This window comes from Methanoculleus sp. MH98A (assembly GCF_000691865.1).
In the GTDB taxonomy this organism is placed as follows: domain Archaea; phylum Halobacteriota; class Methanomicrobia; order Methanomicrobiales; family Methanoculleaceae; genus Methanoculleus.
Genome location: NZ_JMIO01000075.1, coordinates 1 through 25069, shown reverse-complemented (window position 1 = coordinate 25069; position 25069 = coordinate 1). Strand labels below are relative to the sequence as shown.

Genomic DNA, 25069 nt, shown 5'->3' with positions numbered 1-25069 from the left:
TTGAGGATCTCAGGGCCGGAAGAGTCTACACCTTAGAGGAGGTCATGGCGGAGCTGAAGGAGGAATGACCTACCGTGTGGTCATCACAGCAGCGGCCCGTCATGATCTCAGGAGCATTCCACGCCCCGTAGCAGTCAAGATAGGCGAAGAAATTGCATCGCTCGCCGGCGAGACCAACCCGGAAAAGTATCTCAAACGATTGAAGGGAGCGAGCAACCCCCCGTTCCACTCGCTCCGGATCGGGGACTACCGGGCGATTCTCTCGATCATAGATGATCTCCTGGTGATCCATGTCATCGCAGTCGGGCACCGGAGCAAGGTGTATCGGAAGTTTTGAGCGAGGGATCTGCAGGAGGCCGCCACCCCAACTATGCTCACCGGAGCAGGTGCATGGGCGGGTAAGACCTCCACCGCCCTACTCCCAGCAGAACGTCTCCATATCGTACCCGGCGTGCGGCATCCCCGGCGGGACCAGGTGACTCATGTGGACGCACCGGTAGTCCCTCGCCCCGACGTCGCGGGCGAACCGGACGGCCTCGCCGTAGTTCATGTGCTTGGTGATATTGTAGCCCTCGGGAGCGATGGCGTCGACGAAGAGGAGATCGATACCGGTATTTTCGAGGAGATCCCTGCTCCTCTTCGGGATGTCCTCCCGCGTATCGGCGGTGTAGGCGACCGTCACGTCGTCGTGTTCCAGGAGGAGCCCGCAGGTGTAGACCGGCGGGTGGTTCACCTCAAAAAACGTGAACGTCACGCCGAAGAGGTCGAAGGGCTCGTAAACGGGGACCGGGTGCTTCTCGAACGGCAGGAAGTGGAGGTAGCCCGAGCAGTAGTCCATCACCGGCGGCGCCGCGTAGGCCGGCGGCACCTTCTGGACCCGGTAGAACTCGCCGAACCCGATGAAATGGTCGTAGTGGCCGTGCGACCAGAGGACGGCGTCGATATGGGGGGAAGAGGCCCGGAGGAGCTGCTGGCGGAGGTCCGGGGACGACTCGATGAGGATGTGCTTGCCCTCAATCTCGACGAGGAAGGACGTCCGGAGCCGTGACCGCCCCGCCGCGACCATCGCCCGGCAATTCTCGCAGTCGCATCCAATCTTCGGCGTCCCGATGGCGTCCCCGGTCCCGAGCAGCGTGATCTGCATCTCAGCGCCCTGTCCGGATGACGTTCCTCTCCTCCGCCCGAAGGAGACCCTGCTCGATGTCCACCGGGCCGACCCGGTGCCGGTCTTCCATCAGCGCCGACATCACCGCCTCTTTCATCATCATCCGCAGATCGGAGCCCGTGAACCCCTCCGTCCGGGCTGCAAGGTCCGCGAAGTCGCAGTCGCACTCGATCGTGGCGGCGACCTTCTCGAGGATCGCTTCCCGCATCTCGCGGTCGGGGAGCGGGAATTCCACCACCTCATCGAACCGCCGCCAGGCCGCTTCGTCGAGGATACGGGGGTGGTTCGTCGCCCCGATGAGGAGGACGCCGTTCTTGACGAAACTGATCTGGTCGATGTTCTTGAGGAGCATGTTCACCGCGCGCTTCATCGCGCCGTGGTCGTCGCTGACCCGGGTCTTCGCAACGAAGTCGAACTCGTCGATGAAGAGGATGCAGGGGGAGAGTTTCTTCGCGAGATCAAAGATCCGGTCGATGTTCTTCGACGTCTCGCCCAGGTACTGGGAGGTGACCATCGCGAGACGGACCTCGAGCACCGGCATGTGGAGCGTCCGCGACATCGCGAGCGCAAGCGAGGTCTTCCCGGTTCCGGGCGGGCCGACGAAGAGGAGCCGGCCGAACTCGTAGATGCCGTGCCGCTTTAAGAAGTCGCGGTGCTCGAGGGCGACGCCGATCTTCTTGATGGTCTCCTCCTGCCGGGGCGTGCAGACCAGCTTCGCAAGCGTGAACTCGACCTCGTCCGGTGCGCTGATGATGATGAGGTCGCGGGCCTCCCGCATCTCCTCGCTCTCTCCGATGATCCGGGAGACCCTCGCCTCCACATACTCCCGGGTATCCTCAAACCGGCGGTTCTTCGCCCGGACGTCGCGATACCTTACTCCGACGCCGTCTTTCCCGTCAAAGAAGTACGCGAGAACGGGGTTCTCCCCGACCCTTTCCTCGCCACCTTTCTTGAGGAACCATCCCGCCGCCGTGTCGAGCGAAGGCAGACCCAGCCGCTGCCCGAACTCGTCGTAACCGACGAACGGGTTTGCGCGAACCGCCTGGTAGACGGCATCCGGGGTACCGAGCACCTTCTTGATCGCTCCTTCGCTCACGATCAGGGGACGCTTCACCTCGCGGCTCCCGCCGCTCCCGGCACCGAAGAACTCCCGGCATCGGGGGTGAAGGTCATTTATATCGAGTTCCTCGTTCCGGTTGAATATCTCCGCGGTGAGCAGGAGTTCCATGATGGCGAGGACGTCACGTGTACCTGTGTCGCCGGTCATATCTATGAGCAGACATATTTGCGCGCGGCATCAATAAGCGTAACTCACCGGGTGGTGACCTCGCACCCCTCTTCGGTGACGATCATGGTGTGCTCGGTCTGCGAGACAAACGAGCCCGGGACGTCGTGCAACATCGGGAAGGGATGGAGGATCCCGTTCCGCACCAGAGTGGCGAGGCCGATCTCGACTTTGTCTCCCGGAACCCAGCGGCGGGAGAACGGAAGCCCCCTGCGCGGCCGGGCAGTCTCGAGAATCCGCTTTGCCGACGGGAGACGTGCGGGCCGGGCTGCGATCTGCTTGTAGATCTCCACGCGCGTCGCCTCGGTGACCTTCCCCGACCCCGTTGTCGCGAAGGGCTCGATTGCAAAGGCCATCCCCTCCTCGAGGACGGTGCCGCCGTTCATCGCGACGTTCGGGATCATGGGCTTACCGTGGAGGTCATAGCGGTCGAGGCCGTGTCCGGTGAGGTTTGCAACCGGTCTGTAGCCGTGCTCCTCGATCGTCGCCTGGATGATCGTCCCGAGCTCCCCGGTGACGACTCCCGGCCGAACGGCCCCGATTGCCGCCTCGAGGGCAGCCCGGGACGCCTCGACGAGCGCCCCGTGGTTGCCGAGGTCGACGGTCACGGCTGTGTCGGCGATGTAGCCGTCGACGTGTATCCCGAGATCGACCTTGACGAGGTCGCCGCGGGAAAACGTCCTCTCGTCGCCGGGCATGGCGGTATCGTGCGCCGCGGCCTCGTTGAAGGAGACGTTCAAGGGGAAGGCAAGAAGCGCCCCCTCCTCGATCACCATGTTTTCCGTCTCTTCGACCATATCGAGGAGGGGAGCCCCCTCCTTCACGAGCCCCGCACCCCGGCGGCGCACCTTACTTGCCAGCGCCCCTGCTTCCCGGTAGGCGTCGTAAACTTCGTCATCCATCTTCATAGCGTGAGCTCCTCTTTGTATTGGGTGAACCGGTCAAACCCGGTCTCTGTCACTGCGCCCATATCTTCCAGGCGGACGCCGCCGGTCCCGGGGTAATAGAGCCCCGGCTCGATCGTGACGACGTTGCCGGCACTGAGCACCCCGCCCTGCGGACCGAGCGACGGCTCTTCGTGCACCTCGAGCCCGACGCCGTGGCCGAGGCTGTGGGTGAACCCCTTCATGTTGCTCTCGTAGCCGCGGTCGCGGAAGAACTCCACCACCGCACGGTAAAGGTCGGCACCGGCGACCCCGGCACGGAGCATCGATACGGCGTGGGCCTGTGCGTCCCGGACGGCGTCGTACATCTCCCTGATTGCGGGAGAAGGCTCGCCTTTCACGACCGTCCGGGTCATGTCGGCGTGGTAGCCGGTCAGTTCGTCCTGCGGGTAGACGTCGATAACGATGGGCTCGTCTTCCCGGAGCGGTCCGGTGCCTGCGTTGTGCGGGAGAGCGGTGTCGGGACCGCAGGAGACGATGGTGTCGACCCCGCGGTATCCGTGGGCGAGGAGGAAGGCGTGCATCCCGGCGCGGACGGCTTCGGAGGTGAGGGGGGCGCCGTCACGGTGGAGGATGCCCCCTTTCGGGACGGACGACCGGATGAGCGCGATCCCGTGCTCCATCGCGGCCTCGGTGGCCCGCTGGACCGAGCGTATCCACTCGATCTCTTCCGGCGTCTTGATCGCCCGCATCGCCTCGACCGCCCCCTGCTCGTCGAGCACGACCGGCTGGAACGATTCGAGTTCTCTCGCGAGGGCGAGCGGGAAGTTCGCGGGGACGAGGACGGGGCCGCCGGCGAGGTCGGCGATCATGTGGGCGGTCGCACGCCAGCGCGGCTCTCCGGCCTTGATGTACTCGAGGTACCCGGCATCGGCGCGGGTGACGACCGCCGCCGTCGATTCGCGGACGGCACGTTCGTGCTCCATCTGCGGGACGACGATCATCCCGCGCTCGCCCGGCTTTGCCACGTAGACCACGGGGTCGGTGGTGCGGAACCGGGTCAGGTAACGCACGTTGGCATCTATAGACGAGCCGTAGGCCGCATATGCCGCCGTACCCGCATCCCGGATAGCCGAATCCAGTCCATTCATTCTACCAACTCTTCCGTTAAAACCACAAGTACTTTTACCCCCACGTTCAAGTATGAATAATGGATGAGGCAACCAAACAGGTCTTCAAGGCAAAGTTTGTCATGCTGACGGTCATGCTCAACGTCATCGTCCTCTGCTTCGCCATGGGTGTCTTCGTCCTCTTCCGTTTCGCACCCGAAGGGACCATCGGCCTTGCGATAGGTCTCCTCCTCCTCGCGGTGGGGTCGATCCTCTCCATATCGTTCCGGAAACAGTATGCCCGGGCGAAGATCTGGCTGCACGAACAACCATAAAAGTGCGCGTGGCACCCACGCGGGTAAACCCATGCTGGCAAAGATCAAATCCGAGATTGAACTTGTCTCAAGGCACCTGGAGGTGATCCGGGCGGTCGTGGAGCACCAGCCCATCGGCATCATGAAACTCGCCGACATCCTGGATCTCCCCTACCACCGGGTCCGCTACTCGCTGCGGATCCTGGAGCAGGAGGGATACATCCGCGCCTCGCCGGCCGGTGCGGTGGCGACACCCCTTGCAGGCGACCTTCTTTCCACCCTGGACACCGAGGTCGACGAACTGATCGATCTTCTCCTGGTTATCCGGAAAGAGAATTCCCGTAACGTTTAATACGATTCAGTCAAGACGTTATAGAGCACTTGTGTGCCGCCATAACTCAGTTGGTAGAGTGGCTGGCTGTTAACCAGCATGTCACAGGTTCGAGTCCTGTTGGCGGCGTTTTCGTCTCCTGTCTTTTCAGCAGAATCACGCCATGTTTCACCCCGTTTTTTCATTCCCGTGATCCCTCCCCCTGAAGAGGCGAAGATCCGTACACCCCACTGTTGTCCCAATCGTTTTCACAACGCCTAAATCCGCAGAACTCAAACCTCCGCCTATGGATGCGCAAATTCCCGGAACACCGCCGGCAGGTCGCCGGCTGCTCACCGTCACGGGCGCAGTATTGATCGTTCTTGCCGCGCTCTGCGCTGCGGGCTGCACCGCCACATCCCCGGCCGAGACCGTTATAGCGTCCGAAGCCGCGAACGCAACCGAATTTAAAGAACGGATCGACGCCGTCATCTCGCAGGAGCGGTATGATTACGCCACGTGGGGCATGATGGCGCGGGACACCTCCACCGGCGAGGTGCTGCTCTCGATGAACGGCGACCGTCTCTTCACGCCGGGTTCGACGACGAAGGTCTTCACCGTCTCGACCGCTCTCGACGTTCTCGGCCCCGACTACCGGTTCAGGACGCCGGTGTACCGGGTCGGCGACGACCTGGTGCTGGTGGCCTCGGGCGACCTTGCGATGGGCGGCCGGGCCGGGCCGAACGGCACCCTTGCGTTCACGAACGAGGATCACGGCGATGCCCGGGCGTTCGGGGACTGCCTGCTCGTCGAGGCCGACCCGCTCGCCGGGCTCGAGAGCCTGGCCGAACAGGTTGCTGCGGCCGGGATCACGGCGGCAGACGACGTAATCGTCGACGACCGGCTCTTTGGCGAGACGCAGATGATGTCTGAAGGGCTGGTGACGCCGATCGTCGTCAACGACAACCTGATCGACGTGACGATCGTTCCCGGGCGCGAGGGAGAGCCGGCGACGGTCGACTGGCGGCCGCGATCGTCCGCATACACGATCGAGAGCCGCGTCGTGACCGGGGCGCCGGGTTCTGACCCGGCGGTGGCGATCCCCGCCTACACCGGGCAGGCGGTGATCGAGGTGACCGGGACGGTGCCGGCGGACGCAGGACCGGTCAACCTGACCTCGAACGTGGAGGTCCCGGCGGCGTTCGCGAGAAGCCTCTTCATCGACGCGCTTGAGAACACCGGGGTGGCGGTCGTGGCACCCACGATCGGGGAGAACCCGTCGGGGCGCCTTCCCGACGAATACGGGTCGGCCAAAGTCGCCGAACTCGTCTCTTTGCCGTTCTCCGAGTACGCGAAGGTGACTCTGAAGGTGAGCCAGAACCTCTACGCAAACTGCCTGCTCGGGATCATCGCTGTCCACGAGGGCTACGATACGGTCGAGGCCGGGCTCTTTGTCGAAGGGGCGTTTCTCGAAGAGATCGGGGTGAACCCCGACACCCTGCTGCTTGCCGACGGCGAGGGGAGCATCGTGAACCGGATCAGCCCCCTCGCGGCGACCGATCTCGCGGCCTACATGGCGGGGACGGACCTGTATGCCCCGCTCTCCGACGCCCTGCCGGTCCTCGGCGTGGACGGGACGCTTGCAGCCAATGCCGGGCCGGGAGACCCGGGTTACGGTGTGATCCGTGCCAAGACCGGAACCTCGGCGGGCGGCGACCAGCAGGGCGGGATCTTCCTCTACACCCGCGGCCTGCTCGGCTACATGACGACGGCGAAGGGAACGCCGGTCACGTTTGCGATCTACGTCAACAACATCGCCGGCCTTGCGTCGATGGACGACCTGCAGGGCGTGACGGACGATGTAAACGACGTCGCCGTTCTGATATACGAGTATCTCTGAACCCTTTTTTTCGGCCGGACGGTGTTGCGGTCTTTCGGAGGAGGGCGGGGTCGACGGACTGATCGATCTCCTTCTGGTTATCCGAAAAAAGAATTCCCGTAACGGTTAACACGATTCAGTCGGCGTCTTTCTGAATCCCCGTTGCCCTTCGCGAAGGCTGTGTCGACCGGGTCGGGATAAGCCACCGTACCGAAGTCTCCACCCTTCGACGGTGAATGTCGATCTGCGGCGCTACGCACATAACCTCATGACGAGACGGGGGCTGTCGGGCAGGGTTACCTGCTCCAGGGCGATTGACCCGAGACCAGGAATCTCTCCGACGGGTGCTCTCCCTGGCCGGCGTCCTGCTTTGCCGCCGCTTCCCGGCACTCCACGCTGCAGAACAGTCCGCTTTCGCCTGCGGCTCGCTCCTTTATCGGGAACTCCCGCCCGCAGTATCCGCAATAGGCTGATTTCGGCATCCGAACTCACCTGAGATGATAGAAGGCGTATCAGAGGATAAACCTTTCCTCAGGATCCGGATAATCGCCATACGACGATCCAGAACAGTCCATTCGGCTAACCGATGAGCAAAATCCGGCGGTTAGTCGCGTGTATGGGAGTGCCGCCTATTTTTACCGGCAGCAGGAGGCGGTGCCAGGGACTTTTACGCAGCCGGCTTCAGCGTAAACCGGAACGCCGCCCCCTCCCCCGGCCGCCCGGGCACCCGGATGCGGGGGCGGCGTTTGTGTTCACGCTGAGGAAAGCCTCGGCCGTCCACGAATAGAGTCACGAGTTCTATCTGTTTCTTCGATAAAGGCTATGCAGTCCTGGAGCACGAAAGGAAACGTTCGTAACCCCTGAAGTCGAGCTCCATGCATCGATGAGGAGATCGGGATGCCGAGGCTGGTACTGATCGATACGGCGACGGAAACGCGGGTCCGCCACCGTATCAGGAGCTGGAAGCAGGCCTTGAAGCAGCAGGAGTGGTACGAGGCGAAACTCGGGCGGCGCGTGCGGATCGAGAAGGAGTTTACGCGGTAACGTTGCCGGGGAACACACGGTGCCGTCGACCGGCCCCCGTCCACCCGCATAACCGCCTCCTTCACCTCAGCCACCCGAGTTTGTAGAAGACCCAGCCGACCACGAGCATCGAGATGATCGTCCAGGCGGTCACCTGCCAGATGGAGAGGCTGAAGGGGGTGCCGAGGATGTTCGTCCCGAGCACCTGCCCGATCAGGGTCGGGATCAGCACGAGTGCCGAGAGGACGGCGATCACCCGCATCGCCCGGTTCATCTCGTAGGAGACGGTGTTGATGTGGACGTCGATCAGGGAGAGGAGCCCCTCCCGGATGTTCCCGGCGCTCTCGTGCAGGTAGTCCGTCTCGTTCGCAAGCGCGTCGAAGATGCTCTTCTCTCCTGCCCGCGATTTCGTAGAGGGGAGGTCCCTCGCGATGATCGTCGCCACCTCCCTCTGGTGGAAGAGGCTTGAAGCCAGAACGCTGCTCACCCGCTTGAGCTGGAAGACGGTATCAAGGAAGTCCTTCGGCATCTCGTTGTTGGGGGTTCCCTCAAGCCGCATCAGTTCGGCCTCCAGCTCCGCGAGGATCCGGGCGTAGTTCTCGTTGATCCCATCAAGGGAGCCGTAGAGGACCCGGGTGTCCAGGGGCACGCCGGCGAGTGCGCTCCCGTCGAGGCCCGCCCGGATCGGTCCGAAGAAGCGGTCTTCTGCTTTCGAGACGGTGACGATCGTCTTGCCCCGGTTCACGATGATGAGCCCGACGTTTGTCACGACCGGGACCCGCACCCCGTTTTGAACGCGGAGCGTCCGCTCCGGCGCCTGCACGAAGATGAGCCGGGTCTTGTCGGCAAACGTAATCCCGGGGTGCGACGGTCGCATCAGCCGGCTCTCGAAGAAGACGCCGGGCAGATCGAGGAGCCCGGAGAGCACCGGGAAGTCCGGACGCGACACACCGGAGAGGTCGAACCAGGCCTCGACCCGGGGGTCGTCAAGATACCTCTTCACCTCGGCGGGGGTGAACCCCCTCTCGCCGTCTCCGGAATCCCCCACTCTCCCCCGGATCCGCATCGTCGAGAACGCCGGTTCCGCAGGCACCGCGACGGCAGTCTCCGGCTCGATCCGCCGCTCAACCGATCTTCCGCCGGCCGCCGCCACCCGGACCACCCGGAGGAGCCGGAGCGTGGGCGAGGACCTCACGAGGGTCGAACCGGCAACCGGCACCACCTCGAGGACCGGGAGCGTGATGATGACAAGATCGAGGAGATGCCAGCGGTCCAGGAAATGACTCACCGGGTCCTCCGCAAGGGCCAGTTTGAGGACGTATTCGAGGACGAAGATGGCGATGATCGTGGTATCGGCCATATTGAGGAATTCGACGACCGGTGGGGAGAGGGTCGGGACCACGAGGGGTATGATGACGATTGGGGCCATTACCAGGCCGAGGAAGATCATCAGGCCGTCGGAAAGGATGCGGTAGACGAGACCCCTGAGATCTGCCTTCCTCTCCTGTCGGGTCTTTCCTGCAGCCTGTTGCATACCGTCACCAGAAACCGGACCCGCAGATCCCGGCGTCACCGGGTATACGCCTTTCCGTATATAGCAGGTGGGAGGCCGATCGCCGGGGACGGACCGGAACCCGTGCATGCCCCCTCTCGGGAACCCGGGAAAGAATGATAGTCCTGCCGGGCGTACCTGACAATCATGGACGGCGATGCGGCGGAACCGGCCTCGATCAGGGACGCTATAGCGGCGGCGGAGGCATCCCGCCGGGAGAAGAAAAAGAACCCGGCGATAGCCGCAGGGCTCTCGCTCCTCTTCAACGGCCTCGGGCAGGCCTACAACGGGCAGTTCGCACGGGGCGTCCTGGTGCTGCTCGGAAGCTTCCTCGGCCTCTTTGTCATGATCGTTCCGGGCGTGGCGATCTGGGTCTGGGGCGTTTACGATGCCTGGGCCACGGCCCAGCGGATGAACGAGGGGCTCCTCCCTACCGGGAGACGAGCCCGCTTGCGATCGTCGCGTTCGTGGCCGTCTGGGCGGTGACGATCTTCTCGCTCTCGGCGGCGTCGGCGATGTTGCTCGTTGCGATGGGGCAGCAGGGGATGCTGTAGGCGGGACATGCGGAAGGCTGATGGGGTTCTGCGCCCCATACCAGCTGCAATGAGACGGGAGGACAAGGAAATCGCCGATTCGACGCTGCTTCCCGCGGTTCTCGAGGATGCGTTCGTCTGCAGGATCGGGCTTGCCGACGGGGACTGGCCCTACCTGGTGCCGATGAACTTCGCGTACGCCGATGGACACGTCTACCTGCATTCCGCAGGTGAGGGGAAGAAGATCGAGATCCTGAAGCGGAACAACCGGGTCTGTTTTGAGGCCGAGACCGGCCTGGCGCTTGTGCGTGCAGAGAGAGCCTGCGATTTCGGAACGCGGTACGTCTCCATCATCGGCACCGGCACCGCGTCGTTCGTGACGGACCTTGCAGAGAAAAGCCGGGCCCTCGACCGCCTCATGGAGAAGTATGCCGGAGGCGGATCGTGGTCGTACCCCCCGGCGGCGCTCCGTGCAGTGACCGTGATTCGTATCGACGTCGAGACACTGACCGGGAAAGCATCCGGCTATACCGAAGAGGAGGTGCGCCGCCTTCTCATCGGGGAACCGGAGGGGTCGTGAACCCGGGGGTGCACGGCGTGTTATTCCTGAGGAGAGAGTGATGCCTGCTCAAACGGGCCGGGTTGCAGGCATCGGGTTGCTACCGTTGCGTTTGCACAATGATTATATCCCCCGCATACAGACCATGCATCCAGTGAGTAAGTCCTTCCCGAAACGGATGAGGCTACCTTGAGGTAGGTGGGACAAAGTAGGGAAGGGTTCACCATTCTACTTCTGACAACCCTTGAAATGGTGAGTACAATCGTTGTTTTAGGTCCGGCAGTATTTTGCAGATCTCATACCCTCATGCCAAACTCATCCTATTCCGAACTCCGGCACCCTCCCGCCCCTCACCGGTGTGTCCTGCGATGCACCCCTCCACCCGGGCCGTCATCCCGATATACTTCCGAACACCCGATCTTCAGACTTGTTAGCACATTAAGAAACATTCATATTACCTGATCGACAAAAGAAAACCCATGATAGGTCTCCCGGCAAACCGTCTCTTCTGCCTCATCCTCCTGTTTCTCTTCGTTCCGGCCGCGGTCTGCGGCGCCCCGGTCACCCGGACACTCTCGACCGCCGAACCGGGGGCGGGGGAGGTCTTTACCGTCTCGCTCTCGATCGACGGCATCGACCTCGGCGGGGTGGTCGAGACGCTGCCGACCGGCTACGCCTTTGCGGGGACCGAACACCCGGACGATCGCGTCCTCGTCCGGGGACAGCATATCGGGTTTGCCGTGATGAACGATACCGCCATCACCTACTCCGTCACGGCCCCCGCCTCCGGGAGCGGGGATATCACCGGCACATGGGAGGACTTCCTCGATGAGACGGACGGGGAGGTAGCCGCCTCGCACGTCGCGGTGGACGGGATCGAGACGGCGGCGGAGAGCGCCGGGGAGAAGCCTGCCGCACAGGAGGCAGCCCCGCGGTTTGCGGTCGTCGCTGCGGCTGCCGCCCTCCTTCTTGCCGGATGGGGGGGTCGGCGATGAACCGGTGGTACCTCCTCGGCCTCCTCCTGCTCCTCGCCGTCCCGGCCTCGGCGGCAGAGGACATCCCCGGGGACGCCGACGCCGACGGGACGCTCGCCCGTGCCGAGTACGCCTCGGCGGCCCTCGCCTACCTCGACGCCGCTTACATGGACGGCGCCGGCGACCTCGACCGGGACGACATCCGCGACGCCGCCTGGGTGTATGCCCGCTGGGACGGGAAACCCCGCGAGGTCACCGACTCCACGGGGAGAACGGTGACGCTCTACCGTCCCCTGCGCCGGGTGGTGACCTTCAGCGGCGAGTCCCTCGAGACCCTGCGATCGCTCGGGTTCGATATGGACAAAGTCGTCGCCGTCGACAAGTACAGCCACGAGAAGGAGACATTCTTCCCCGAATGCCGGGATAAGGCGAACGTCGGGTCGATCTGGTCTCCCGACATGGAGAAGGTCCTCTCTGTGCGGCCGGACACGGTCATCCTCTACGCGACGATTAGCACCGCGGCCTGCGACAACATCCAGAAGAGGCTCGAGGCGAGCAGCCCCGGGATCCGGGTGCTGCGGTTCGACTGCTTCAAGCCCGCCACCTACGCGGGCGAGATCCGCACGATCGCCTCGATCGTCGACGAACCCGAACGGGGGGAGGAGTTCGCCTCCTTCTACGGCTCGACGATGGACCAAATCCAGGACGGCACGGCGGGGATCCCGGACGGTGAGAAGACCCGGGTCTACTTCGAGTACTGGTTCGACTACACGACCGTCGCCGCCAGTGCGGGCTACAACGAGAAGACCGAACTCGCCGGCGGGAAGAACCCCTTCGCCACCGGGACGACCGAGTACCCCGCCGTCGACCCCGAGGCGATCATCGTCGCGGACCCACAGGTCGTCGTCAAACTGGCCGGGCAGGGCCTGGCCGCCGGCGGCTACGCGGGACACGATCCCGAAGCGCTCGCCGCGATCCGGTCCGCGCTCGTCGAGCGGCCCGGGTGGTCGAGGATCTCCGCGGTGGAGGACGGCCGCGTCCACGTCATCCACTCCGACATCCTCGGCGGCGCCCAGCACTTCATCGGGACGGCTTACCTCGCGAAGTGGTTCTACCCGGACCGGTTCAGCGACCTCGACCCGCACGCCGTCCACCAGCGTTACCTCACCGGGTTCCAGGGGATCGACTTCGATCTCGCATCCCAGGGGACGTTCGTCTACCCGTGACCGGTGACGCCATGGAACAGCACGTCATCATTCAGGAGGGGTATACCCGGCTGAAGAAGACCCGCGCCCTCTTCATCGGCGGTCTTCTTGCCGGCCTCGTCATCCTCATCGGCGTCGCGGTCACCCTCGGGTCGGCCGGCCTTACCGTGGGCGAGTCCTACCTCGCGATCCTGGCCGGCCTCTTCCCCGGGATATTCAGCGCCCCCGACCTCGCGACGACCATCGTCTGGGACTTCCGGCTCCACCGGGTGCTCTTTGCGGTCTGTGCCGGGTTCGGGCTCGCGGTGGCGGGCTCTGTCATGCAGGGAATCCTCAGAAACCCGCTCGCAAGCCCCTTCACCCTCGGGATCGCCTCGGCGGCAGCCACCGGCGCGTCCATCGCCATCGTCCTCGGCGCCGGGGTCGTCGGCGGGGAGTACCTCGTCATCGGCAACGCCTTTCTCTTCTCCCTGCTTGCGGCGCTCGCCATCTACGGGATGGCCCGCTACCGGGGCATCGGTTCCGAGACGATGGTGCTTGCCGGCATCGCGCTCATGTACCTCTTCTCGGCGGTGACGTCGCTTTTGCAGTACGTCGGCAGCGCAGAACAGCTCCAGGCGGTGGTCTTCTGGATGTTCGGGTCGGTGGACAAATCCACCTGGCCGAAACTCGGGATCGTCGCTCTCGTCCTCGCCTGCACCATACCCTACCTCGTCTATCGCGCCTGGGATTTGAACGCCCTCGCGGAAGGAGACGAGATGGCGGCCAGTCTCGGGGTGCCCGTCGAACGGTCGATGGCGGTCCTGATGATGATCGCCTCCCTGATCACCGCGGTGATCATCTGCTTCACCGGAACGATCGGCTTCATCGGGCTCGTCGCCCCGCACATCACCCGGATGGCCATCGGCGGGGACTTCCGCACCCTCCTCCCCGCGTCCGGCCTCGTGGGGGCCCTTCTCCTTCTATCGGCCGACAGCATCGCACGGAGCGTCCTTGCGCCGCAGATCCTTCCCGTCGGGATCGTGACCGCGTTCCTCGGGGTGCCGTTCTTCATCTACCTCTTCCTGCACCGGAGGGATGCCTGATGGCGCTGATCTCGGTAAACAGCCTCTCGTTTGCCTACCGCGACCGCCGGGTGCTTCACGGGGTCACCTTCTCGGTCGACGCAGGTGAAGTCCTCGGGCTCGTGGGGCCGAACGGGTGCGGTAAGACGACGCTTATCAGGTGCGTCGACGGGATGCTCTCCCCCGACGGGGGAACGGTGATGCTTGATAAGCGGGAGATCCGCACGATGCACCGCCGCGAGGTCGCGCGGGCGATGGCCTACGTGCCGCAGTCGGCCGGGAACCGGACTGGAGCGACGGTCTTCGAGACCGTCCTGATGGGGAGGCGGCCCTACCTGAACTGGACGGTGAACAGGACCGACGAGGAGAAGGTGATTGCGGCGCTCGACCTCCTCGATCTCGGGGATCTCGCGCTCCGCAACGTCGCCGAACTCTCCGGCGGGGAGCGCCAGCGGGTGATGATCGCCCGGGCGCTCGTGCAGGAGACCGGGGTGATCCTCCTCGACGAACCGACGAGCAACCTGGACGTCTGCCACCAGATGGGGGTCATGGAAGTCCTCCGCGGCCTTGCCGGGGAGAAGGGGCTCGCGGTCGTCATCGCGCTCCACGACCTGAACCTCGCCGCCACCTACTGCCACCGCCTCATGGTGATGAAGGCCGGGGCGGTCTACGGCTACGGGGCTCCGGAAGAGGTGCTCACCGAGGAGATGCTCAGAGCGGTCTACGGCATCGAGGCGGTGGTGAAACGGGATCTTTCGGCGCCCTACATGGTTCCGGTCAGGCCGGGGCACCTGCGGGGAGGGGCGTGAAGGCCCCTACCTCCCCAGATGCTTCAGCGCCTCCTTCGCCTCCATGACCGGGTGCGTCTCGGTGTAGCCGAGATCGCCCCAGGGATACCCGGCTTTCAGGAGTGCTACGGAATCCTCCACCTCGACCAGCCGAAAGACCGTGTTGCTGGTGAGATCGATCCACTCGTTGATCACGATCATCCCGTCAGGGGCCTTCTCCACGGCCCGCATCTCCATGACCTCGCCGGTTCTCCCGGGCTCCCAGGTGAAGATACTCATGAACTGCATGGCAAACCACCCATTCCGTCTCCCGCCCGGCATGCCGGATGGGGCATCCGGCGTCAACGGGCTCCGGGTATAAATACCTGGTGCAGGGCGGGCCGCCCGTTACGCCGGCCGCTCCTTCACGGCGGCCGAGATGACCATGGCGGTGACGGCGGAGATCACGAGGAGCACGACCATGTGCGGGTCGGCCGTCCCCACGACCGCGACCAGGAGGATGGAGGTCAGGGGCGCCCCGAGGGCGAGGGTGAGGGCCGCGGCCTCGATGCAGAGGACGAAGATGCCGACCGGGATGCCGGGAAATGCGAGGTTCAGGGCAAGCCCGATCAGCGTCGACGAGAAGATGATGGGAAAGAGCGGGCCGCCGATGTACCCGCTCTTGAACGAGAGCGCGAGCAGGAGGATCTTCAAGACCGCTGCGCCGAGCAGCATCCCGACCCCGAGCCGGGCCGGGTCGGCGATGATCCCGTGCAACTGGGCCTCCCCGGAGAAGAGCACCTCCGGGACGAAGTAGCCGGCGCACGCGATGACCGCCCCGGCGGCGAGGACGCGGGCGACGGGCGCGTCACCAAACACCCTGTCCATGACCGTCCCGGCGGCCTGCATGGCGACTCCCGCAAAGACCGCGAGCAGCGATCCGAGGATGCCGAGGGCGATCGCACAGAGGATGTAGCCGGGATGCAGCCCGCCGATCGGCTCGAACGGGATGCTCCGCGCAAAGGAGGGGAGGCCGAGGAGCAGGTAGAAGAGGTAGCCGACGGTGCCGGCGAGCAGGTTCCAGGTGAGGAACCGGAAGGCGTTCCTGTTCCCGCCGACCTGGAACTCGGTGGCGAACACCCCGGTAAAGAGCACGTTGCCGACGATCCCGTTGAACGCCGATGCCAGGGCCGCGACGTCGAACCCGAGCGCGGCCCCGGGGGACCCGATCCTGAGCCTGTCGCGGACGTAGGGGGAGACGTACCCCATCAGGACGGTGATGGTCCCTTCCGGCCCGACGCTTGCCCCGGAGAGGAGCGAGAGAATCGAAGAGAGAAACGCACCGGGAAACGTCCGGTAATCGGGTTTCTCCTCCCCGCCCTTGAGTGAGTCGGTGATCCCGCCGTGGATGACGGTCGGTGCGTGCAGGTACCTGCGGCAGAGGCCGACGAGCAGCGAGAAGCCGAGGACGCCTGCCGGGACCGCCCAGGGGTTGGCCTGCACGAAGCCGTTCTGGGACCAGACGACCCTGTCGAGCAGCCCGTAGAGAGCGAGGTAGGCGACCGTAAAGAGGATGGCGATTACGGCGATGAGGACGACCTGCCAGAGGTTCGGGGTTCCTTCCCGGCTACCGGGGTCGGCGCAGGTCCGCTCTTCCGGCGGCGCCGGATCGTCTGCAGGTGCTGGCATGGCAGGCACGATGCGGCCCGTTCGGCGGTTCCGGGTAATCTTCCTTGCGGTCGATCCCCCTGCACCGACCAAAAAAAGAGTTTCCGTTCCCAAAGGGGAACGGGGTTATCTCCGTCGAGGCCGCGTCTCGACGCGCTCCGTCGTGACGACCTCCGGCGGCGGGGTCTCCTCGCGCTTCATGGCTTCCGCCTCTTCGCGGGTCGGCGGGGTTATGCTTCCGGCCGACTGGATCAGGCCGTAGTCCGCTTCCCGGGGCCAGAGGTCTTCTTCGAAGCCCGGCTCGTCGTCCAGCCGCCGCTTGTCGATGTTCACGACGAAGTTGTCGTCGCCGGGCCGGTAGATCACGGCTTCGGGCGGGATGGCGAACCTTTTTGCCGCCACGCCGAGCATGCCGCCGTACCTGAGCACCAGGTACTCCACCTTGCCCTCGGGGAACCCGATCCGCATGTCCGAGATCTCCCCGAGGTCATCTCCCTGCGGGTTGATCACGTTCTTGTCCAGGATGTCGTCGGCCGACATGAACCACTCTTCGCCGGCCGTCCGCGTCCTGCGTTCCAGAATCACATCCGATCTCTCCTGCATCTTCTTCGCCTCCGTTGCCTCTTACGAGGGGGCGTGCACTGAGTGCCGGGAGTCCTTAAAATGATTTGCACACCCCGGGCTGGGGGTTGCCCGGCCCCGGGGGAGGGGGGCCACCTGCCGGAACAGACGCCGTATAGCCACGTATCATCCCGAAGATGCCTTATCCGGGGCCTGAGTGAAATGGATGAAGTTATTACCGGGTGCGTCAATCCCCTCTTCATGGGGCCTACTGTCAAACTGGATCTCACCACGATCCTCCAGGCAACGGGCGAGTTGCAGCACTTCCTTGACCTGGGCGCTGCCCGCCTGCGCGCGGAAGGGCCGTTGCCGGAAGAGGCGTCCGAAGAGTTGATATTTTCCATGGCCGACGAACTTGAGGACCATCTGCGGGCGATGCGCGACCGGCAGGGGTCCGCGAGCATCGGCGATCTCCGGGTCTGGACCCGGACCTGGATCGACGAGCGGCAGGAGGCGCTCGCCCGGGGGCCGCTCCCCGGCGGCGATCAGGGGTAACCGCCCGGGCGCGCAGTGCCCGGATGGCGGACGATACCCCGCGGTTCGCCACGCGAAGGACCTCGTCCCCGGCGGGAGCGGGCGCCCCGGCACGGGTGGACCCGCCCCCTCCACGGCAGACCCCATGGTTTATCAGCACGCGCACCTATCCGCACCCGATGCCTCACTTCGACCTCTTCTTCAAGACCGAAGATCTGCGGCGGAGGCTTGAGCCGCACCTGGGGCTCATCCCGCCGTACTTTCAGTTCACCGTCCGGACGGGCACCCCGGAAGTCCGCTACTTCGATCAGAAGGATCCGATGTGGAAGGGCTTTCCGTTCCCGGTTCCGGAAGGAGCCGTCTACGTCTTTGACGATGCAATCCCCGCCCGGGCCCTCGGGGGCGGGATGCATATGCGGGCGAGCGTCCGGGTCACGCGCGAGGACAGGGACGACGAGGCGATCGTCCTCCGAATCTGGCACGAGATCCTGCACGCGATCGGGCAGCCGGCGGACGATATGGCCAAACGGGCGGGCGAATGGCAGAGCATGTCCGAGCGGGTCATGTGGACGGCCTGGCAATCCCTTTCCCGGCCGCTCGACGTGCCGTTCTGGCACCGGAAGTTCTACGCGTGGCTGACGGAGCGGGCGGCGAGCGGCGCAGGGGGGAGGTAGGGTTGAGCGGGGATGAGGGTACAGCCGCCCCCCCTTTTGCCCCGCCACCGGTCCTCCTCCGTGCTCGCCTGCATCGCCTGGGCCCGGATATGCCCCGGCCGCCTCTTCTTGCCGGTGAAGAGCGCACGGCCCGGGTGCTGACCGAACCCCATCCCCCGGAGAAGTTCCGGGTGAACGGCGTCCTCTTCAACATCCCGGAGTTTTACGAGGCTTTCCCGGAGATCCGGCCCGGCGACGCCCTCTACCGGGAGGTCGAGGAGAGGCCCGTCATCTGGTGACGGGTGTTAGAATACTCTTTTTCTCGTCTATCTTCTAAAACGTGTTCTGCGGCAGAACAGGGAGGCGTGCCCGGGTTATCGGGCAGGATCCCCTGTCGCCATCGCCCCCGCGACCGGCCGGCCCCTCCGGGCGGCACGTTTAGTATATGTTAAATACATCCAAACCAATGATATAATATTTTCCATTGGGAAAAATCATTGATTCCACAGCATAATGGATTCTGGAGGGAATTCACCAGGTATTGTCAAAACAGCCAAGTTTCCAGGGGTGTTGAGTAACAATGGCAAACGACGATAAAGTGAACGAAATTTTTGGCAGGTGCAAGGAAGCCGCATCCGTTGCCGCCGACAAGGCAACCGTGGCGATCGACTCCGCATCAGCCAGTGTTTCAGCGGGTATCAAGGAAATGCGCGAGGAGTCCAGAGCATCTCCACGTACAGACGACGGCAACTATGCCCGGGACGGCGATGCCCGCGCAGCGGCGGAGGCGGGCGAGTGCGTGCTCTCCGGCGAGTTGTCCGTCTCCGATGCGGCGGACGATGCAGCCGGGATACCGGTCAGGCATACCGTGGGCGAGGTCGTGAAAGGATGCGTGCAAAAGAGGATCGATGGTTTCAAAAGCGGTCTGCAGAATAAAAAACTCCTGATAACCGCAGGGACCATGGCTCTGGTCTGGCTGGCGCTGACCGTACTTCCGGCCCTGGGGTTCAATTCGGCTCCCGTGCAGTCCCTCTCCTTTGTGACCTTCGCGCGGGGAGGGCTCTCCGGCGGCGTGCCCGGGTTTATCGGCGGCCTCATCGGGAAAGGACTGATCGCCTACTTCGTGACGCTGCTCATCGTCGGTGGGGTATCCGGCGAGAGTGTCATGTCGAATGTCCGGTCTCTTGCCGGACAGTTCTCCGGAGGGAAGTGGGACCTGGCGGCGATCTCCCCCCTTCTCATTGGCGGCGGCGCGGCCCTCTTCGTCTATAACTTCCTCGCGGGAACATCGACGATCATGAACTGCATGGTAGGAATCGTGGCGTTCCTCATCGCGGCCCGTGCGCTGGCGAATCGGGCGGGATGCGTGCGGCAGGTCTTTGCCGCGGTCTTTGCGAGAGAAGGCAGGGCCGACTCCGGGCTGGTCACGAAGGTGATGGCGGGATGGGCCGGAGGGTTCGCTCTCGGCGTCGTTCTCTCCGTCTTCGGGGGATACACCTGCTACATCGCCGGGTTCGTCCTTCTGGCGGTCGGTGCCGTTCTCATGGTTACGGTTCAGAAGCAGGCGGGAGGCGTCCCGGCATGAGGCCGATGACGAGACTTCTGCTCGTACTCCTTGCAGCCTCACTCCTCTCGGGAACCGCGGCTGCAAGCTACTCGCTCACCGACACCAACAGCTACGACTACAAACTGGCGAGCAAGTACATCCACAGCATGGAAGGCGACGAATTCGTCGTCGAGATGCCGATCGACGTCTACAGGAAAGGGACGAACGACCTTCTTGCGACCGAGAACACGCTGCTGATCATCGGCAACCTCGGAAAGATTGACCCCGAGGCGGAGCGGATTGTCCTGACCGAGATCCCGACAGACGTCTACAGTTACACCTATCAGGGCGACGCAGGCGGCGGCGAGATCAGGAAGAGTACGGGAAAAGTCACCGCCGGGCGCTACATCTTCACCGAGTTCGGCCTCACCACGAAGTACAAGACGGTGAGCGAGTATGCCAGCTACTTAAAGACCGAACTCGAAAAATCGGTCGAGACTTCCAGCGCAAGGATCGAGTACGTGGATACGACCATAAACGGACACCGCGTCGTCGGCGTGCGCGAGTTGACGGACGACTCCAACTGGGCGGCCGGCGGCGGCTCCATGGACAACCACCTGGAGAACACGTTCACCTACTACGTGATCCGTGAGGACTTCTACCCGGCGGGCTCGGGGCTCGCCCACATCAGGTTGCGCGGTCATGTCGGCCTCGAACATGACAACGGCCGGTCATTGACGTATGATCCGTATCCCTCGGAGAACCAGGTAGCTATAGCACTCTCCGAGATGAAAAGGGCGTACGAGGATGCGAACAAGGTCGTGGACTCGATCATCGCCGATGCGGCGAACGCAAAGGGAACGCTCATCGTCGGGAACTACGAAGAGGTCTTCGGCGGCTACGGCGGCGGCAGCTTCTCCATCGATACCCCGGGCGGGGGTGCCGGTGAGAGCGATTACGGCATACCGCTCGCGGTTATAACCGGGATCGGTGCCGCGGGAGCCGCGGTTGCGGGCGCTGCAGCGGCGGCCGGCGGCGGTGGCGGCAACGGCGGCAGCGAGACGGAGCGCACCAGCACCTACCGGATGAGGATCCGCAAAGACTTTGAGGATTACATCGTCTGCGGAAAGAGCCCCGAGACCATATACGCCCAGATGATCGAGATCACCGCGGAAGGCGAGACGATCGAGCGTGACGACCTCACCGCGACGCTCTCGATAACCTCCGGCGGCGGGCTCCGGGTCGAGGATCAGACGCTCGCCGGCGGCTACATGGGAGCGTTTGTCTCAGCAGACGAGAACGAACTCGCGGAGGAAGGCATCGTCAGGGTGGCCTACACCGGAAAGGGCGGGTCGTTCACGAACAACATCCACTTCCGGATCATCGGCGAGCCGAGGATCAAGTTCCCCGAGCAGGGGGCGGCGATGGACATGCGGCTGAACGTCCTCTACGGCGACGGGCTGACCTACGACGTCGAGGTCGAACTCGTCGACTTCATCGAGCCCCCCAAGGAGGTCACGATCACCCAACTCGACGAGGCGCCGTTCACGAGCTCGTTAGAGAAGATCGACGATACGCATTACATCGCAAAGATCGCCAACACGAGCGCGCTGCCCGAGAAGGGAGCGCCGGTGACGAGATACGGTGCGAGAGTCATCGCCACCTGCGAGGATGACGAGATCGTCGAAGAAGCGTTCACGGTGATCTTCTACCCCGAGGGCCTCAGCGTCACCGACGTCGTCTACGACGACGAGGGGCACGCCCAGTTTGCGGCCTACGACGATCTCGACACCGAAGAAGACGACGTTGCAGCGACCGGGTTTATCGTGAACCTCGCCGTCAGGGTGGACGAGGACGGGAAAGAAGTGGTGAAACTCCTGGACGGGACGGAGTACGCGCCCGAGTTCGGCGAGCTCAGGGGAACCGACCCGAGAACGGAGGTCCTTGCCTCGAAGTTCAAGTACACCATCGAGAAGAAGCCGGACAACACCAACAAGGCCTACAAGTTCACCCCCGCCCAGCAGATCGGCGAGGACGAGAGGAACCCGTACTTCCTGGAACTCCCGATCACCTGCGAGTACGGCGACGAGACCTACGAACTCGATCTCCCCGTCCGCCTCATCGGCGACAAACTCGGGGTGCGCAAGGATCGCGAGACCGAACTTGCGAACTTAAAGAAGAGGATCCAGAAGTTCGGCATCAATCCGGACACCGCCCGGTTCCTGCGGGAGAACGTGCAGAACTTCACTGCCGCCGAGCTTCGCCTGATGAGCAAGAAGATCGTCTACGACTCGATCGTGTATTATACGCAGGAGTCGGCGGACTTCATGGAGACCGCCGAGACCATGGACGACTGGATCACCTTCCTCTCCGTCGTGAAGTGGTTCGGCGACCAGGCATTCGCGTACCTCATGACCATCTACACGGGGCCTGCGGGAGAGGCGATCCTCACTCCGACGAAGGAGCTTACGGTCGAACTGATCGGCGAGATGTCGGCAGACCTCTTCATGGGCAACGGGGTGGACTGGAACCAGATAAAGGTCGGTGCGCACATCTCCGAGATGATCGAGAACTACACCAAGTCGTGCTTCGAGGATATCGGGAAGGCGAACCCGAAGAAGCTCGCCCAGGTGATCGCGGGGCTCTGCGTATTCAACCTGGTGCGCCACTACTCCTTCGATCTCGACGAAAACGGGAAACGCAGCCTGTACAACGCGATCGTCTCGTCGTTCTCCGACATCTCGCTCGAGTTCTTCAAGAACAAGTTCGGCAGTTTCCTCAAGGGCAAGGTCAACGACCCCGGATCGAGCATCTCCAAGCTCCTGAACTCGTCGGCGGCTAAAATGCTCGAGGACATGATGCCCGAGGGCAAACTCGCGGTTCCCGGTGTGAACACCCTCATGGAGGACGCAGCAGTAGGGCCTGTCCTGCAGAAGTATGTGGAGGAGCTGTTCGGCCTCGGTGCGTCTTACGTGACGCAGGAATTAGGAAAGGCGGGTGCCGAGACCCTCTTTGTGAAGGTGAAGGTCGGCGTCCCCGATTCGGACCGGGAGATCGACTGGTACGTCGTCGTGGATCCGATCAAAGCAGCCGACAAACTGCTGGATTACATCTTCACGTCGCTCTACGAGGCGTTCCCGTTCCCGACCGCGCAGCCGGGAGACGCCTGCAAACCCCGCGACCCGCTCTACATGGATCCGAAGACCAACCAGCGGATCGGATAATCTTCTTTTTTTAAGTGGTTGCCCGGCGCTGCGGCGACGGAGATCGCCGCCGCGAACTGCCGAATGAGTGGTTGAGAGAGCCGGCTCTCCGGAAGGGCGGTCGGGGGAGTTCCTCCAGCGGCGGCGAGTATACGGTGCAGCCGTTGCTCGAAGAGGGGGGTACGCGGGACGGCGTCATGTGGTTTCGTGATCCCGTATGATCATTGCGGATTCCATATTCTTTACCGGGATGCCGCCGTTTATTGATATTATTTTTCCTCGACCCCCATAATCTGCCAATATTATTCACATCCGGCGTCTCTGTTTACTATATTTTTTTATACGAGATATTTCATTCACTATTATGCAATCCCTATCGAAGTGTTGCCTTCTCCTTCTCATCCTCGGGCTCTGCGTCCCGCCGGCAGCGGCGCAGGCCGGCTCGCATACCACACTGCAGGTCTACTCGGATGAGACCGTTCTCGGTCGGATCGTCTCGATCACCCCGGCTTCGGATGTCGGTGCGTATTCCATCACCATTACACGCGGCACGAGCGTTCAGCCTGCCGGTGTGGGCGATACGCTGCGTCATAAGGATATCATCACCCTGCAGCGCGGCTCGTTTGCGGATATACAGCTGGTCGACAGGAGCGATACGACGATGCTCGGCGGAGGCACCGGGGGAACCGCGGTCCTGATCGAACGGGCAGGCGGCGGTTCCGGACAGGCGGCGACTCCCGAGGTGACGGAAACCCCGACGGGCAGCGGGATAATTTACGTGGATTACGGACAAACTGAAGCAGGAACGGTGACATCTATTCAGGGCAGAGCGGAGATCCTTAGAAATGCCCGGATCTTTCCTGTATATAGAGGAGATAGCCTGCTTGTCGGCGATACCCTGTTTATCAGAGAGGGTGTGGTGACCGTTGAGATCTGGGACTCCGGGACAAGGACGATCTATGAGGGAGGGATACTCAGCGTTGAGCAAAGAGCGAAACCCCAGGAGCTGCTCGAACCGGTCTTCACCTTCTTCAACGATCTAAGTAGTTCCCTTGCACGCGCTCTGGGATTTGAAGTCAATACCCCTACCGGCGGTGGGACCCGGGGATAATGAGATATGGGGGAGGAGCCCTCCTCCTCCGGCTATTTTTATCGCTACGACCGAACCGGTCAGCGCTTCATGTTGCGGTCGAGGTCTTCAGCCGCCGCCCTGAACTCTTTTAGGCGGTCTTCAACCGATCCGTCGGCGCCGCGAAGGGCCACGATCCTGCCGCAGCCGCCGCAGACGATCGGTCTGTTCTCTTGCAGGTGCTCGGCCGTAACCTGGAGCGGAACATTGCAGTCCGGGCAGCGTATTGTTGTTATGGGCCGGTTTGCATCGGGCATATTCAGAGTTATGGGCGGTGAGGGAATAGTATTTCGATACGTGGTATTATTTCCGGTCGGCGAAGGCCGATCGGAAGGGTTTGCGGGCGGGCCCCGTGGGGGGATGGGCTGCGGGCCCCCATATCTGTTGAACGGGCGGATCTTTCATTTCCCCGGAGTTTTCCCGGCTGGTACCACGATAAGCATATGTATATGATGAAAAACGGCAAATAGAACCATTCAAAGACGCAGCGAGGTTTACTACATGCCGACGAGCAAGAAACAAATGGAGAAACTAAACAGAGCAAAGAAGGCCAAGGCAGAAGAACTCGCGCAGCAGGCGGCTGCAGGCAGCCAAGCCGCCAAGAAGAAACTCAAGAAGCTCGAGAAAAAGATAAAGAGAGCCTCCCGGAATTTCAAATCGTTTTTTCACTTAAGGACTGATACAACGAAGTGCGAGCGGGTGTCCTTCTTCTGGCAACGGTGTTCCGGGACAACCATTCTGTCGCCTCGTTTACAGGATCTATCAGAATGTATCAAATTGATAGATTATGATCCCGGATCACACGATCTTCTTTCGTTCAAACTGAACCTGCTTTATCGCTGGTGATGATGCACGCCATACTGCCTCACTTACAATATCTATCAAAATGTAACAAACTGATAGATAATGATAAGAAGGATCGAAGCAATAGATGAAATTTAAGCATGAAGCTCCCTCACACCCCAGAATACTCTCCGGCAGACGTTAAAATGGCCTGGGAGTATGCGGATAGCGGAGATGTAATCGACGCAGTTTTCAAATACAACCAAAAATATCTGCACTGGGATGAGTTGAAACGGCGCGATCTTCCGGTAGATCCCCTCTATGTCTGGATACTGATGAAGACCTTCAGAAAGAAGGATATGAAATATG

Annotated in this window: 29 protein-coding genes, 1 tRNA gene and 1 pseudogene; 20 read left to right on the top strand and 11 right to left on the bottom strand. The window is 62.8% G+C overall.

Annotation, left to right across the window (positions count from 1 at the left end; genetic code table 11):
- Nucleotides 1-64 precede the first annotated feature (64 nt).
- Nucleotides 65-337, top strand: coding sequence for a type II toxin-antitoxin system RelE/ParE family toxin (locus tag EI28_RS10065; protein ID WP_048114551.1), 273 nt, complete (start codon nucleotides 65-67; stop codon nucleotides 335-337).
- A 78-nt stretch (nucleotides 338-415) separates the two neighbouring features.
- On the opposite strand, the gene EI28_RS10060 is transcribed toward EI28_RS10065, so the two are convergent.
- The 4 genes from EI28_RS10060 to EI28_RS10045 are packed head-to-tail and all read right to left on the bottom strand — an operon-like array spanning nucleotide 416 to nucleotide 4485.
- On the bottom strand, nucleotides 416-1144 hold the full coding sequence (locus EI28_RS10060) for an MBL fold metallo-hydrolase (protein WP_048114549.1): 729 nt from the start codon (nucleotides 1142-1144) through the stop codon (nucleotides 416-418).
- Nucleotide 1145: 1 nt separating this feature from the next.
- Nucleotides 1146-2432 carry an ATP-binding protein gene (locus tag EI28_RS10055; protein ID WP_048114548.1) on the bottom strand — a complete coding sequence of 429 codons (1287 nt, stop codon included), beginning with the start codon at nucleotides 2430-2432 and terminating at the stop codon, nucleotides 1146-1148.
- A gap of 44 nt (nucleotides 2433-2476) precedes the next feature.
- Nucleotides 2477-3358, bottom strand: a complete 882-nt coding sequence (map, locus tag EI28_RS10050) for a type II methionyl aminopeptidase (protein ID WP_082223152.1) — start codon at nucleotides 3356-3358, stop codon at nucleotides 2477-2479.
- Entirely contained in the window at nucleotides 3355-4485 is a 1131-nt protein-coding gene (locus tag EI28_RS10045; RefSeq protein WP_048114547.1) for a Xaa-Pro peptidase family protein, read from the bottom strand. The genes map and EI28_RS10045 overlap by 4 nt, the downstream gene beginning before the upstream one ends.
- A 59-nt stretch (nucleotides 4486-4544) precedes the next feature.
- Between EI28_RS10045 and EI28_RS10040 the strand changes: the two genes are divergently transcribed.
- The 4 genes from EI28_RS10040 to dacB all read left to right on the top strand — a co-directional run bounded on the left by EI28_RS10040 (nucleotide 4545) and on the right by dacB (nucleotide 6967).
- The gene (locus EI28_RS10040; RefSeq protein ID WP_048114546.1) at nucleotides 4545-4778 is read left to right on the top strand and encodes a hypothetical protein; all 234 of its coding nucleotides are present in this window, start codon (nucleotides 4545-4547) and stop codon (nucleotides 4776-4778) included.
- 31 nt (nucleotides 4779-4809) lie between these two features.
- Nucleotides 4810-5109, top strand: a complete 300-nt coding sequence (locus EI28_RS10035; protein ID WP_048114545.1) for a hypothetical protein — start codon at nucleotides 4810-4812, stop codon at nucleotides 5107-5109.
- Between the two features lie 35 nt (nucleotides 5110-5144).
- A tRNA-Asn gene (locus EI28_RS10030) sits at nucleotides 5145-5217 on the top strand.
- Between the two features lie 157 nt (nucleotides 5218-5374).
- Nucleotides 5375-6967 (top strand): D-alanyl-D-alanine carboxypeptidase/D-alanyl-D-alanine-endopeptidase, encoded by a 1593-nt coding sequence (gene dacB, locus EI28_RS10025; RefSeq protein ID WP_048114544.1) that lies wholly within the window; start codon nucleotides 5375-5377, stop codon nucleotides 6965-6967.
- Between the two features lie 275 nt (nucleotides 6968-7242).
- Here dacB and EI28_RS14085 read toward each other — a convergent pair whose 3' ends face one another.
- Entirely contained in the window at nucleotides 7243-7428 is a 186-nt protein-coding gene (locus tag EI28_RS14085; protein ID WP_143706390.1) for a hypothetical protein, read from the bottom strand.
- A gap of 415 nt (nucleotides 7429-7843) precedes the next feature.
- Between EI28_RS14085 and EI28_RS14080 the strand changes: the two genes are divergently transcribed.
- Entirely contained in the window at nucleotides 7844-7990 is a 147-nt protein-coding gene (locus tag EI28_RS14080) for a hypothetical protein (protein ID WP_155937344.1), read from the top strand.
- A gap of 61 nt (nucleotides 7991-8051) precedes the next feature.
- On the opposite strand, the gene EI28_RS10020 is transcribed toward EI28_RS14080, so the two are convergent.
- Entirely contained in the window at nucleotides 8052-9503 is a 1452-nt protein-coding gene (locus EI28_RS10020; protein ID WP_048114542.1) for a CorA family divalent cation transporter, read from the bottom strand.
- A 165-nt stretch (nucleotides 9504-9668) separates the two neighbouring features.
- On the opposite strand from EI28_RS10020, the gene EI28_RS10015 reads away from it, so the two are divergent.
- Nucleotides 9669-10007, top strand: coding sequence for a hypothetical protein (locus EI28_RS10015; RefSeq protein ID WP_052379721.1), 339 nt, complete (start codon nucleotides 9669-9671; stop codon nucleotides 10005-10007).
- Here the strand turns inward: EI28_RS10015 and EI28_RS14910 are convergent.
- Nucleotides 9952-10125: a hypothetical protein gene (locus tag EI28_RS14910; protein ID WP_231476725.1), complete on the bottom strand. Its 174-nt coding sequence runs from the start codon at nucleotides 10123-10125 to the stop codon at nucleotides 9952-9954. The two genes, EI28_RS10015 and EI28_RS14910, sit on opposite strands and share 56 nt — an antisense overlap.
- Between EI28_RS14910 and EI28_RS10010 the strand changes: the two genes are divergently transcribed.
- From EI28_RS10010 to EI28_RS09990, 5 genes are all read left to right on the top strand, one after another.
- A complete protein-coding gene (locus EI28_RS10010) occupies nucleotides 10125-10634 on the top strand; it encodes a pyridoxamine 5'-phosphate oxidase family protein (RefSeq protein ID WP_048114541.1) in 510 nt (169 codons plus the stop codon). The two genes, EI28_RS14910 and EI28_RS10010, sit on opposite strands and share 1 nt — an antisense overlap.
- Before the next feature lie 458 nt (nucleotides 10635-11092).
- Complete coding sequence (locus EI28_RS10005) at nucleotides 11093-11608, top strand: hypothetical protein (protein WP_048114538.1); 516 nt, start codon at nucleotides 11093-11095, stop codon at nucleotides 11606-11608.
- Nucleotides 11605-12813: an ABC transporter substrate-binding protein gene (locus EI28_RS10000; RefSeq protein WP_048114536.1), complete on the top strand. Its 1209-nt coding sequence runs from the start codon at nucleotides 11605-11607 to the stop codon at nucleotides 12811-12813. Before EI28_RS10005 ends, EI28_RS10000 begins: the two co-directional genes overlap by 4 nt.
- Before the next feature lie 11 nt (nucleotides 12814-12824).
- Nucleotides 12825-13877, top strand: a complete 1053-nt coding sequence (locus tag EI28_RS09995) for an iron ABC transporter permease (RefSeq protein ID WP_048114534.1) — start codon at nucleotides 12825-12827, stop codon at nucleotides 13875-13877.
- Nucleotides 13877-14665 carry an ABC transporter ATP-binding protein gene (locus tag EI28_RS09990; protein ID WP_048114532.1) on the top strand — a complete coding sequence of 263 codons (789 nt, stop codon included), beginning with the start codon at nucleotides 13877-13879 and terminating at the stop codon, nucleotides 14663-14665. Before EI28_RS09995 ends, EI28_RS09990 begins: the two co-directional genes overlap by 1 nt.
- Nucleotides 14666-14671: 6 nt before the next feature.
- Here EI28_RS09990 and EI28_RS09985 read toward each other — a convergent pair whose 3' ends face one another.
- The 3 genes from EI28_RS09985 to EI28_RS09975 form a co-directional block, all read right to left on the bottom strand.
- A complete protein-coding gene (locus tag EI28_RS09985; protein ID WP_048114531.1) occupies nucleotides 14672-14932 on the bottom strand; it encodes a DUF3303 domain-containing protein in 261 nt (86 codons plus the stop codon).
- 99 nt (nucleotides 14933-15031) lie between these two features.
- The gene (locus EI28_RS09980; protein ID WP_048114530.1) at nucleotides 15032-16312 is read right to left on the bottom strand and encodes a chloride channel protein; all 1281 of its coding nucleotides are present in this window, start codon (nucleotides 16310-16312) and stop codon (nucleotides 15032-15034) included.
- A 105-nt stretch (nucleotides 16313-16417) separates the two neighbouring features.
- Nucleotides 16418-16876: a PRC-barrel domain-containing protein gene (locus tag EI28_RS09975; protein ID WP_231476724.1), complete on the bottom strand. Its 459-nt coding sequence runs from the start codon at nucleotides 16874-16876 to the stop codon at nucleotides 16418-16420.
- 198 nt (nucleotides 16877-17074) lie between these two features.
- Between EI28_RS09975 and EI28_RS09970 the strand changes: the two genes are divergently transcribed.
- From EI28_RS09970 to EI28_RS09945, 6 genes are all read left to right on the top strand, one after another.
- Nucleotides 17075-17407, top strand: coding sequence for a hypothetical protein (locus EI28_RS09970; protein WP_231476723.1), 333 nt, complete (start codon nucleotides 17075-17077; stop codon nucleotides 17405-17407).
- 158 nt (nucleotides 17408-17565) lie between these two features.
- Complete coding sequence (locus tag EI28_RS09965) at nucleotides 17566-18060, top strand: hypothetical protein (protein WP_048114552.1); 495 nt, start codon at nucleotides 17566-17568, stop codon at nucleotides 18058-18060.
- Nucleotides 18061-18149: 89 nt separating this feature from the next.
- Complete coding sequence (locus tag EI28_RS09960) at nucleotides 18150-18338, top strand: M13-type metalloendopeptidase (RefSeq protein ID WP_048114528.1); 189 nt, start codon at nucleotides 18150-18152, stop codon at nucleotides 18336-18338.
- Nucleotides 18339-18619: 281 nt separating this feature from the next.
- A complete protein-coding gene (locus tag EI28_RS09955) occupies nucleotides 18620-19624 on the top strand; it encodes a hypothetical protein (protein WP_048114527.1) in 1005 nt (334 codons plus the stop codon).
- Nucleotides 19621-22809, top strand: coding sequence for a hypothetical protein (locus EI28_RS09950; RefSeq protein WP_048114525.1), 3189 nt, complete (start codon nucleotides 19621-19623; stop codon nucleotides 22807-22809). Before EI28_RS09955 ends, EI28_RS09950 begins: the two co-directional genes overlap by 4 nt.
- Before the next feature lie 343 nt (nucleotides 22810-23152).
- Nucleotides 23153-23899: a hypothetical protein gene (locus tag EI28_RS09945; protein ID WP_048114523.1), complete on the top strand. Its 747-nt coding sequence runs from the start codon at nucleotides 23153-23155 to the stop codon at nucleotides 23897-23899.
- A gap of 59 nt (nucleotides 23900-23958) precedes the next feature.
- Here EI28_RS09945 and EI28_RS09940 read toward each other — a convergent pair whose 3' ends face one another.
- Nucleotides 23959-24174 carry a hypothetical protein gene (locus EI28_RS09940; RefSeq protein ID WP_048114521.1) on the bottom strand — a complete coding sequence of 72 codons (216 nt, stop codon included), beginning with the start codon at nucleotides 24172-24174 and terminating at the stop codon, nucleotides 23959-23961.
- A gap of 244 nt (nucleotides 24175-24418) precedes the next feature.
- Here EI28_RS09940 and EI28_RS09935 point away from each other — a divergent pair, with 244 nt between their 5' ends.
- Nucleotides 24419-24763 carry a hypothetical protein gene (locus EI28_RS09935; RefSeq protein ID WP_048114519.1) on the top strand — a complete coding sequence of 115 codons (345 nt, stop codon included), beginning with the start codon at nucleotides 24419-24421 and terminating at the stop codon, nucleotides 24761-24763.
- A 98-nt stretch (nucleotides 24764-24861) separates the two neighbouring features.
- A pseudogene (locus tag EI28_RS13535) lies at nucleotides 24862-25069 on the top strand (Fic family protein); the annotation flags it as partial.

Excerpts from the sequence above, each read along its gene's own strand:
- EI28_RS10065 (WP_048114551.1), top strand. The coding sequence starts at position 65 with ATGACCTACCGTGTGGTCATCACAGCAGCGGCCCGTCATGATCTCAGG.
- EI28_RS10060 (WP_048114549.1), bottom strand. The coding sequence starts at position 1,144 with ATGCAGATCACGCTGCTCGGGACCGGGGACGCCATCGGGACGCCGAAG.
- EI28_RS10055 (WP_048114548.1), bottom strand. The coding sequence starts at position 2,432 with ATGACCGGCGACACAGGTACACGTGACGTCCTCGCCATCATGGAACTC.
- map (WP_082223152.1), bottom strand. The coding sequence starts at position 3,358 with ATGAAGATGGATGACGAAGTTTACGACGCCTACCGGGAAGCAGGGGCG.
- EI28_RS10045 (WP_048114547.1), bottom strand. The coding sequence starts at position 4,485 with ATGAATGGACTGGATTCGGCTATCCGGGATGCGGGTACGGCGGCATAT.
- EI28_RS10040 (WP_048114546.1), top strand. The coding sequence starts at position 4,545 with ATGGATGAGGCAACCAAACAGGTCTTCAAGGCAAAGTTTGTCATGCTG.
- EI28_RS10035 (WP_048114545.1), top strand. The coding sequence starts at position 4,810 with ATGCTGGCAAAGATCAAATCCGAGATTGAACTTGTCTCAAGGCACCTG.
- dacB (WP_048114544.1), top strand. The coding sequence starts at position 5,375 with ATGGATGCGCAAATTCCCGGAACACCGCCGGCAGGTCGCCGGCTGCTC.
- EI28_RS14085 (WP_143706390.1), bottom strand. The coding sequence starts at position 7,428 with ATGCCGAAATCAGCCTATTGCGGATACTGCGGGCGGGAGTTCCCGATA.
- EI28_RS14080 (WP_155937344.1), top strand. The coding sequence starts at position 7,844 with ATGCCGAGGCTGGTACTGATCGATACGGCGACGGAAACGCGGGTCCGC.
- EI28_RS10020 (WP_048114542.1), bottom strand. The coding sequence starts at position 9,503 with ATGCAACAGGCTGCAGGAAAGACCCGACAGGAGAGGAAGGCAGATCTC.
- EI28_RS10015 (WP_052379721.1), top strand. The coding sequence starts at position 9,669 with ATGGACGGCGATGCGGCGGAACCGGCCTCGATCAGGGACGCTATAGCG.
- EI28_RS10010 (WP_048114541.1), top strand. The coding sequence starts at position 10,125 with ATGAGACGGGAGGACAAGGAAATCGCCGATTCGACGCTGCTTCCCGCG.
- EI28_RS10005 (WP_048114538.1), top strand. The coding sequence starts at position 11,093 with ATGATAGGTCTCCCGGCAAACCGTCTCTTCTGCCTCATCCTCCTGTTT.
- EI28_RS10000 (WP_048114536.1), top strand. The coding sequence starts at position 11,605 with ATGAACCGGTGGTACCTCCTCGGCCTCCTCCTGCTCCTCGCCGTCCCG.
- EI28_RS09995 (WP_048114534.1), top strand. The coding sequence starts at position 12,825 with ATGGAACAGCACGTCATCATTCAGGAGGGGTATACCCGGCTGAAGAAG.
- EI28_RS09990 (WP_048114532.1), top strand. The coding sequence starts at position 13,877 with ATGGCGCTGATCTCGGTAAACAGCCTCTCGTTTGCCTACCGCGACCGC.
- EI28_RS09985 (WP_048114531.1), bottom strand. The coding sequence starts at position 14,932 with ATGCAGTTCATGAGTATCTTCACCTGGGAGCCCGGGAGAACCGGCGAG.
- EI28_RS09980 (WP_048114530.1), bottom strand. The coding sequence starts at position 16,312 with ATGCCAGCACCTGCAGACGATCCGGCGCCGCCGGAAGAGCGGACCTGC.
- EI28_RS09970 (WP_231476723.1), top strand. The coding sequence starts at position 17,075 with ATGGATGAAGTTATTACCGGGTGCGTCAATCCCCTCTTCATGGGGCCT.
- EI28_RS09965 (WP_048114552.1), top strand. The coding sequence starts at position 17,566 with ATGCCTCACTTCGACCTCTTCTTCAAGACCGAAGATCTGCGGCGGAGG.
- EI28_RS09960 (WP_048114528.1), top strand. The coding sequence starts at position 18,150 with ATGCCCCGGCCGCCTCTTCTTGCCGGTGAAGAGCGCACGGCCCGGGTG.
- EI28_RS09955 (WP_048114527.1), top strand. The coding sequence starts at position 18,620 with ATGGCAAACGACGATAAAGTGAACGAAATTTTTGGCAGGTGCAAGGAA.
- EI28_RS09950 (WP_048114525.1), top strand. The coding sequence starts at position 19,621 with ATGAGGCCGATGACGAGACTTCTGCTCGTACTCCTTGCAGCCTCACTC.
- EI28_RS09945 (WP_048114523.1), top strand. The coding sequence starts at position 23,153 with ATGCAATCCCTATCGAAGTGTTGCCTTCTCCTTCTCATCCTCGGGCTC.
- EI28_RS09940 (WP_048114521.1), bottom strand. The coding sequence starts at position 24,174 with ATGCCCGATGCAAACCGGCCCATAACAACAATACGCTGCCCGGACTGC.
- EI28_RS09935 (WP_048114519.1), top strand. The coding sequence starts at position 24,419 with ATGCCGACGAGCAAGAAACAAATGGAGAAACTAAACAGAGCAAAGAAG.